The following is an 8470-nucleotide window of genomic DNA, read 5'->3' on the forward strand; positions in this document are numbered from 1 at the left end:
ATGTCGCGATTCTACACGGCTGGCGGCTGGAGGGAATGCCCGCAAGCGTGGCGGCAGCATTCACAAGACGTGCGGACAGCCCTTTGTAGGAGCGAGCTCTGCTCGCGATGAACCTGAGAGCGCTACGGGGTGTCAGGCTGCCAGCGTTATCGTTGACGACCATCGCGAGCGAGCTCGCTCCTACAAAGGTGGGTTAGAGCCAGATGGCATCCTGTAGGAGCGAGCTCGCTCGCGATGAACCCGAGAACGCCGCGGGGTGTCAGGCTGACAGCGTAATCGTTGACGACCATCGCGAGCGAGCTCGCTCCTACAGGTTTGGTGGTGTGTCAGAGCCACATGGCATCCCATAGCGGGTAGTCACCTACGTGAGTGACCAGTCCGGCCCGCAGAGGGTTGGCGATGATGTATCGGGCTGCGGCTTTTAGATCTTCCTCGCGACGCAGGGCTCGGTCGAAGTAACCCTTTTGCCATAGCGTTTCGTGGCGACCTCTTTGCTGGTTGATGGCGCGAGCACTTCTGGATTTGGCCGCTTGCATCAGTTTCGGCAAATCACCGTTGTGCAATTCAACCAGCCAATGAAAGTGATCCGGCATGACAACCCAGGCTATTGAGGTGGCATTGCCGGCTTCATGAGCTCTTCTGAATTCGCTCACTACCAAGCGTCCAACGTACAAATCATTGAGGATCGGTTGCCGTTCATGGGTGACTGCGGTTAGCAGATAGATGCGACCGGGTTCCGAGTGGCGGCCGCTACGTAATCGATGGGCTTTTGGCTTGCTGGACATTCCGTTGTCCTCTTCAGAGATTGGAAGAGAAACGGTAGGCGTGGGGCGGGAGGTTGGCGTTACGACAATGGATCAGGATGTGTCATGCACCTGTAGGAGCGAGCTCGCTCGCGATGAACCGGAGAACGCCGCGGGGCGCCAGGTATCCCGCGTTATCGTTGACGATCATCGCGAGCAACCAAGCGTCGACAGGCTGCTCCTGCAGTCAGTGCCCTATCCTGGCATTCGTCAGCAACCCCCAAAGGCTGAAGGCGATGAAGCTAACCGCGATGGTCATCAGCAAATTGTCCCCGGCTTGTGCGAGCGCAGCGCTGCTGAGCGCGGCGGTGATGAACATAATGCTATTGCCCGCAGAGGCTGCCGTTCCAGCGCTGTTTGAAAACAGCAACATCGCTGCGGAAATAGCGGCAGGTCGCACCAGGGTGACTGCCAGAGCACTGATCAGCATCGGTATAAGCAGGGTGATAGTTGTCATCGCTTCATAACGGACGATCAATGCTAACAACACACCGGCGACACCCAGCAATCCAAGCCCGGTGTTGATTTGCAGCGTGAGGGAGATATGTTTCTGCACGGCGCTGGCAACTATCCCGCCAAGGAAATAGGCCAATCCATACACCATAAGCACCAGCGCGTACTGGTATTCGGATAGCTTGAACTCATCCATGAAAATCAGCGGCGTTACGCTGATCAATGCGAAATAACAAGCAAATACTAATGCGGCAATCCACCAGTAGCGAATGAAGTCTCGATTTCCAGCAATGGATTTCAGCGTGCGTAGCACGGAAACGGATGTTCTTTGATGGCTGACTGCTTTGGAGGGCAGTATTACTTGGGCATGGATGAACATGCCGAGCGCCATGAGCGCAAAACCATAAAAACTTCCCTGCCAGTCGAACGTGGTTTGCAACCATGATCCCAATAGCGGTGACAGTGCAACAAAGGAGCCGCTCAGTGTCATGTAGTAAATTCGCACTCGGGCCCGATCCTGTTCTTCGAACAAGTCTTCCACCAGTGCATGACCCAGCACAAAGAAACCACACCCGATTGCCTGGATGGCGCGAAATAGCAGGAAGCCCGGATAGTCCGTAGCCAGCACGCACCCTATCGAGCCGAGCGTAGAAACAACAATACAACCAAGAAGAACTTTCTTACGCCCCCACTTATCTGAGAGCGGGCCGGTTATTAATTGAGAAATCGCAAAAACCAACGTGAAGAGGCTGGTGGATAGGGCGATTTCTGCGGTTGAAGTGTTGAATTCCTCGGCCAAGGCAGGAATAGAAGGCAGGAGGATATTCAGCGGGAAAAAACTGATTAACGAGATGTTGGTAATGAGGATAAAGCGGGAGGCCCGTTGGCGTTTCAGGTCGCCACTTAGAGCAGGGTAAGAGGACTCAGACATTGTTTTTGTTTTCCGGAGTGATCAAGCGGTCATGCTTGAATCCAGAAACCGATACTAGTCTGGGACGCAGGGAATACAATCAAAAGCGCTGTAGGGAGTTTCTCGTTTTGATGCGGGATTATTCCGAAGGAAATAGCCCCGTAGGAGCGAGCTTGCTCACGATAAACCCAAAGACTCCGCTGGGTGTCAGGCTTTCAGCGTTATCGTTGACGATCTTCGCGAGCAAGCTCGCTCCTACAGGAGATCCGTGTTGTTAGCTGTTTGGCAGCAACCGGCAGGTAATGCTCTTGATGTAGCGGGTTTCAGGGATGGCAGGATGCACCGGATGGTCCGGACCCTGACCGCCGCGTTCCAGCATCTGGATGTTGCGATCCAGGTGGCGGGCGCTGGTCAGCAGGATGTTCTGCAGGTCGTCTTCCGGCAGGTGCATCGAGCAGGAGGCGCTGAACAGGATGCCGTCCTTGGTCAGCAGGCGCATGGCTTGCTCGTTCAGGCGGCGGTAGGCGCCTTCGCCGTTTTTCATGTCTTTCTTGCGTTTGATGAACGCCGGCGGGTCGGCCACGATTACGTCAAAGCGTTCTTCGCTGGCTTTCAGTTCTTTGAGGGCTTCGAATACATCGCCTTCGATGCAGGTCATTTTCTCGGCGAAGCCATTCAGCGCGGCGTTGCGCTCGACGCCGTCGAGGGCGAAGGCCGATGCGTCGACACAGAACACTTCGCTGGCGCCGAACGCCGCCGCTTGCACGCCCCAGCCGCCGATGTAGCTGTACAGGTCCAGTACGCGCTTGCCCTTGGCATACGGTGCAAGGCGTGCGCGGTTCATGCGGTGATCGTAGAACCAGCCGGTTTTCTGGCCCTGAATGACCGGTGCTTCGAACTTCACGCCATTCTCTTCCAGTGCTACCCATTCCGGCACCAGGCCGAACACGGTTTCGACGTAGCGGTTCAGGCCTTCGGCGTCACGGGCGGCGGAGTCGTTCTTGAACAGAATGCCGCTCGGCTTGAGCACCTGGGTCAGCGCCGCGATCACGTCGTCCTTGTGGGCTTCCATGGTCGCCGAAGCGATCTGCACCACCAGGATGTCGCCGAAGCGGTCGACCACCAGACCCGGCAGCAGATCGGAATCGCCGTAGACCAGGCGATAGAACGGCTTGTCGAACAGGCGATCGCGCAGCGACAGGGCCACGTTCAGGCGATGCACCAGCAGCGACTTGTCCAGCGGTAACTTGATGTCGCGCGACAGCAGACGGGCGCAGATGAGGTTGTTCGGGCTCATGGCGACGATGCCCAGCGGCTTGCCGCCGGCGGCTTCGAGGATCGCCTGATCGCCGGCCTTGAAACCGTGCAAAGGGGTCGCCGCTACATCGATTTCGTTGCTATAGACCCACAAATGACCGTTGCGCAGACGGCGGTCGGCGTTGGCTTTGAGGCGCAGGCTAGGCAGGGACATGACGTCGCTCCGGAAAAAAGAGCGGGAGTATAGCGTGTTGCGCAAGGCCACGGCGTTGTGGATAGACATGCGGTGAGTCAGGTTCAGCGTTAGATGAAACTTTAGCCGATGGACCGGCCAAGGTGTCGGATCCAACGTTTAGAAGCTAGAATCTGCGCCTGGCCCAGAGTGTGTACTTATGTCCCAAGAGTTGACTCCCGAACAAATCCAGCAATCCCTGCAAGGCATCAGCGTGCCGGCCCAGCCGCAGATCATGGTGGATCTGCAGATGGAGCAGTACATGCCCGACCCGGATCTGGACGTGATCGCGAAGCTGATTTCCCAGGACCCGGGTCTCTCCGGTGCCTTGCTGAAAATCGTCAACTCGCCGTATTACGGTTTGACCAACAAGATCGCCTCGATCCAGCGCGCGGTGAATCTGCTGGGCAGCCGCTCGATCATCAACCTGATCAACGCGCAGTCGATCAAGGGTGAGATGAACGACGAAACCATCGTCACCTTGAACCGTTTCTGGGACACCGCGCAGGACGTCGCGATGACTTGCCTGACCCTGGCCAAGCGCATCGGGGTCCAGGCCGGCGACGAAGCATACGCCCTGGGCCTGTTCCACGACTGTGGCGTGCCGCTGATGCTCCAGCGTTTTCCCGAATACATGACGGTGCTGGAACAGGCCTACGCCAACGCCGGTCCCGATTGCCGGGTAGTGGACACCGAGAACCAGGCGTTCAACACCAACCACGCGGTGGTCGGCTATTACACGGCCAAATCCTGGCGCCTGCCGGACCACGTCACGGCTGCAATCGCCAATCACCACAATGCCCTGGCGATCTTCAGCGATGAGTCGTCGCGCAACAGCTCGCTGAAGAACCTGCTGGCGATCCTGAAGATGGCCGAACACATTTGTGCGTCCTACCGGGTGCTGGGCAACCAGACCGAAGACCATGAGTGGAACAGCATCGCGCATCTGGTGCTCGATTACGTCGGCCTCTCGGACTACGATTTCGAGACCCTCAAACAGACGATCCGCGACCTCCATGCCTGAACTGCCAGAAGTCGAAACCACCCGCCGTGGCATTGCCCCGCACCTGGAAGGACAGTGCGTCAGCCGGGTGATCGTGCGTGATCGCCGCCTGCGCTGGCCGATTCCCGAAGATCTTGATGTGCGCCTGTCCGGCCAGCGCATCGTGCTGGTGGAGCGGCGCGCCAAGTACCTGCTGATCAATGCTGAAGTCGGCACCTTGATCAGCCATTTGGGCATGTCGGGGAATTTGCGTCTGGTGGAAGTCGGCCTGCCCGCGGCCAAGCACGAGCATGTGGACATCGAACTGGAGTCGGGCCTGGCCCTGCGATACACAGACCCACGCCGGTTTGGCGCGATGCTCTGGAGTCTCGACCCGCTCAATCATGAACTGTTGATTCGCCTGGGGCCGGAGCCGCTGACCGACCTGTTCGACGGCGAACGCTTGTTCCAGCTGTCTCGCGGGCGTTCGATGGCGGTCAAGCCGTTCATCATGGACAACGCGGTGGTGGTCGGCGTCGGCAATATCTACGCGACGGAAGCGCTGTTCGCCGCTGGTATCGACCCGCGGCGGGAGGCCAAGAGTATTTCCCGTGCGCGCTACCTGAAGCTGGCGATCGAAATCAAACGCATCCTGGCCGCCGCCATCGAGCGCGGCGGTACCACGCTGCGGGACTTTATCGGGGGTGACGGTCAGCCGGGCTACTTCCAGCAGGAGCTGTTCGTGTACGGCCGGGGTGCCGAGCACTGCAAAGTCTGTGGTACGCAATTGCGCGAAGTGAAGCTCGGGCAGCGCGCCAGCGTCTTTTGCCCGCGCTGCCAGAGCTGAAACGCCGACGGTCTAGGGTGGGGGGCGCAGGGCCAGCATTGGTGGTCGACCCGGCGAAAGCGGCGTTCGCGCGGTGCCTGGGGTGTATCGGGGAGGGGTTTGAGCAGCGGGAGTAAAGTCAGTTACATCTTGGGTGAAGCTGATGACGCCTTCGCGAGCAGGCTCGCTCCCATAGTAGATCCAGGGTGTTTTCACTTTTGATTAAAAACACAGATCAAATGTGGGAGCGAGCCTGCTCGCGAAAGCGTCGGCACAGACAATTGAGGTCTCACGCCTTTCCGGTAATCTTCCGGTACTTCTCCATCAACTGCTCTTGAGTCTCCGGATGGGCTTCGTCCAGCGGAATGCAATCCACCGGGCAGACCTGTTGGCACTGCGGTTCATCGTAGTGGCCGACGCACTGTGTGCACAGGTTCGGGTCGATCACGTAGATCTCCTCGCCTTGGGAAATGGCGGCGTTCGGGCACTCGGGTTCGCAGACGTCGCAGTTGATGCAATCGTCGGTGATGATCAGGGACATGCTAACTCCAGCCAGGGCGGCAGGCCCGGGCGCAATAAATCAATGCGTGTAATTGTGCCGCATTGGCGCTGCAGGAGCCAGCATGCTGGCGATGAACGAGAGGGCGCCCCGTTCTTCCAGGCGGCCCTCGTTACCGTTAACGTCCTTCGCGAGCAGGCTCGCTCCCACAGTTACAGAAGAATTACTTCTTGAATCGCAGGGTCAGGGCATCCGCCACCGCAGGGTGCACGAACTTGGTGATATCACCGCCCAACGCTGCAATTTCACGGACCAGCGTCGAGGAAATGAACGAATAACGCTCGGAAGGGGTTAGAAACAGACTTTCCACATCCGGGGCCAGTTGCCGGTTCATGTTGGCCAGCTGGAACTCGTACTCGAAGTCCGAGACCGCGCGCAAACCACGCAGGAACACGTTGGCGTTCTGCTCTTTGGCGAAATGCGCCAGCAGTGTGGAGAAGCCGACGACTTCAACGTTCGGCAAATGTTTGGTGACCTCGCGGGCCAGCTCCACACGCTGTTCCAGAGGAAACAACGGGTTTTTCTTCGGGCTGGCGGCGACAGCAATGATCACGTGATCGAACAGGCGCGCGGCGCGTTCGACCAGATCGCCATGGCCCTTGGTAATAGGGTCGAAGGTACCTGGGTACAACACTCGGTTCATCGCGTCGTCCTGGCGGGAGTGCGTTGGGGAGTCGGATGGTATCGCAGCATTACCGGTCGGCCAAGTCGCCTGTTGGGTAAGAAAGCACTATAGACGATGAGAATGTTCGTCGTTTTCATGGGTTTTTTAAACGTTCAGCGAGAGAAGTCGCCAGCTGTGCCGTCAGGCCGTAGACCGACAATTGCGGGTTTGCGCCAATGCTGGTGGGGAACAGCGAGCCGTCGTGGATCGACAGATTGCCCAGCTGATGATGCCGGCCGAGGCTGTCGGTCACGGCGGTTTTCGGGTCTTCGCCCATGGCACAACCGCCCATCACATGGGCGCTGCCCAGCCGCGTGCGAAACAGCTCCAGGCTGAGGCCGTCTATCAATTTGCGCGCTTCGCCAAGGCTTTTTACATAGTGCGCATCAGCGTGCATCGGCATCACGGCTTTGGCGCCACCGGCGAACTGGATCTCGGCCATGCTGTGGAACGCCCGGCGCAAACCCTCCCAGACATAGGGTGAAACCTGGTAATCGAGTACCGGCGTACCGTCCCCCCGCAGTTCGACACTGCCGCCGGGGCTGTCCGGGTGGAAACCATCGCGCAGCAACGCGAGCATGGCGTGGGTGTGCGGCAGGTTGGCCATGTGTTGCGCATTCTCCTGGCCGAAACCGCCGAGCAGTGTCGCTGCCAACGCCGGGTGCAGCGGCGGAACCTCCAATTTGTAGCCCATCTTGCCGGTGGTGCCGTCCAGCCATTGGAAGTGGTCGGAATAGATCGACTGCGGCGCCCCGTAAAACGGGTTGATCACCTCGTCGAACAGCCCCGCGGACATGTTCACCACATGCAGAAAGGTCCGTTTGCCCAGCCGTTGGTGCGGATCAGGCGCGTTGGAGCGCAACAGCAGTGCCGGGCTGTTGATCCCGCCGCCGGCCAGCACGTAATGCCGGGCCTTGACCGTAATGCGGTGACCGGTGGGCTCGACGCAGCGCTCATCCATCGCCACGCATTGCAGTCCAGTGACCTTGTCACCGCTGATAAGAAGTTTTTCGGCACGGGCCAGGTACAGCAGCTCGCCACCCTTTTCCAGGGTGGCGGGAATGGTGGTGACCAGCATCGATTGCTTGGCGTTGGTCGGGCAGCCCATGCCGCAGTAACCGATGTTCCAGCAGCCGCGCACATTGCGCGGGATCACGTGCCAGCTGTAACCGAGTTTTTCACAGCCCTTGCGGATCACATCGTTGTTAGCGTTGGGTGGAACCATCCACGGCGCGATGCCCAGGCGTTGTTCCATTTTCTCGAACCACGGGGCCATTTCAGCCGTACTGTGACCCTTCACAATGTGCTCTTGGGCCCAGTGCTCCAGGGTCGACTCGGGCGTGCGGAAGCTGGAGGTCCAGTTGATCAACGTGGTACCGCCCACCGCCCGCCCCTGGAGGATGGTGATCGCGCCGTCCTTGCTCATGCGCCCGATGCCTTCCTGATAGAGGTTGGCGTAGGCCTGATCTTCGAGCAGCTTGAAGTCGCTACTGGTCTTGAGCGGGCCTTCTTCGATCAGCAGTACTTTGTAGCCGGCTGCGCTGAGGATTTCAGCGGTGGTCCCGCCGCCGGCGCCGCTGCCGATGATTGCCACATCCGCTTCGAGGGTCAGGTCCTGGGTCAGTCGGGAGCCGTCATGGGTTTTCCAGCCACGGGCCATGCCTTCGCGGAACGGGTCGGGTACGGGCATCTTCAGGTTCTCTTGTTGTTATGGTTTGAATCAGCGGTGCTCATTCGGCCCCCTTCGCGAGCAGGCTCGCTCCCACAATGGATCACATCGCTCT

General features: G+C 58.9%; 8 protein-coding genes and 1 pseudogene. 3 read left to right on the top strand and 6 right to left on the bottom strand.

Annotation, left to right across the window (positions count from 1 at the left end):
* Window positions 1-326 precede the first annotated feature (326 nt).
* The 3 genes from ACW9HW_RS13840 to ACW9HW_RS13850 all read right to left on the bottom strand — a co-directional run bounded on the left by ACW9HW_RS13840 (window position 327) and on the right by ACW9HW_RS13850 (window position 3637).
* Complete coding sequence (locus tag ACW9HW_RS13840; RefSeq protein WP_457400338.1) at window positions 327-785, bottom strand: REP-associated tyrosine transposase; 459 nt, start codon at window positions 783-785, stop codon at window positions 327-329.
* Between the two features lie 205 nt (window positions 786-990).
* Window positions 991-2187, bottom strand: a complete 1197-nt coding sequence (locus ACW9HW_RS13845; protein ID WP_457400340.1) for an MFS transporter — start codon at window positions 2185-2187, stop codon at window positions 991-993.
* Between the two features lie 253 nt (window positions 2188-2440).
* Window positions 2441-3637: a class I SAM-dependent rRNA methyltransferase gene (locus ACW9HW_RS13850; protein WP_008065056.1), complete on the bottom strand. Its 1197-nt coding sequence runs from the start codon at window positions 3635-3637 to the stop codon at window positions 2441-2443.
* 232 nt (window positions 3638-3869) lie between these two features.
* On the opposite strand from ACW9HW_RS13850, the gene ACW9HW_RS13855 reads away from it, so the two are divergent.
* From ACW9HW_RS13855 to ACW9HW_RS13865, 3 genes and pseudogenes are all read left to right on the top strand, one after another.
* A complete protein-coding gene (locus tag ACW9HW_RS13855) occupies window positions 3870-4679 on the top strand; it encodes an HDOD domain-containing protein (RefSeq protein ID WP_171017128.1) in 810 nt (269 codons plus the stop codon).
* Window positions 4672-5484 carry a bifunctional DNA-formamidopyrimidine glycosylase/DNA-(apurinic or apyrimidinic site) lyase gene (mutM, locus tag ACW9HW_RS13860; RefSeq protein ID WP_457400342.1) on the top strand — a complete coding sequence of 271 codons (813 nt, stop codon included), beginning with the start codon at window positions 4672-4674 and terminating at the stop codon, window positions 5482-5484. Before ACW9HW_RS13855 ends, mutM begins: the two co-directional genes overlap by 8 nt.
* 17 nt (window positions 5485-5501) lie before the next feature.
* Window positions 5502-5600 (top strand): annotated as a pseudogene (locus ACW9HW_RS13865) (multidrug transporter); the annotation flags it as partial.
* Window positions 5601-5752: 152 nt separating this feature from the next.
* Here ACW9HW_RS13865 and ACW9HW_RS13870 read toward each other — a convergent pair.
* The 3 genes from ACW9HW_RS13870 to ACW9HW_RS13880 form a co-directional block, all read right to left on the bottom strand.
* Window positions 5753-6004, bottom strand: a complete 252-nt coding sequence (locus ACW9HW_RS13870; RefSeq protein WP_003176712.1) for a YfhL family 4Fe-4S dicluster ferredoxin — start codon at window positions 6002-6004, stop codon at window positions 5753-5755.
* Window positions 6005-6185: 181 nt separating this feature from the next.
* Window positions 6186-6665, bottom strand: a complete 480-nt coding sequence (gene coaD / locus ACW9HW_RS13875) for a pantetheine-phosphate adenylyltransferase (protein WP_040071510.1) — start codon at window positions 6663-6665, stop codon at window positions 6186-6188.
* 115 nt (window positions 6666-6780) lie between these two features.
* Window positions 6781-8376: a GMC family oxidoreductase N-terminal domain-containing protein gene (locus ACW9HW_RS13880; protein ID WP_457400343.1), complete on the bottom strand. Its 1596-nt coding sequence runs from the start codon at window positions 8374-8376 to the stop codon at window positions 6781-6783.
* Window positions 8377-8470: the final 94 nt, after the last annotated feature.

The organism is Pseudomonas sp. SDO5532_S415 (assembly GCF_054071155.1).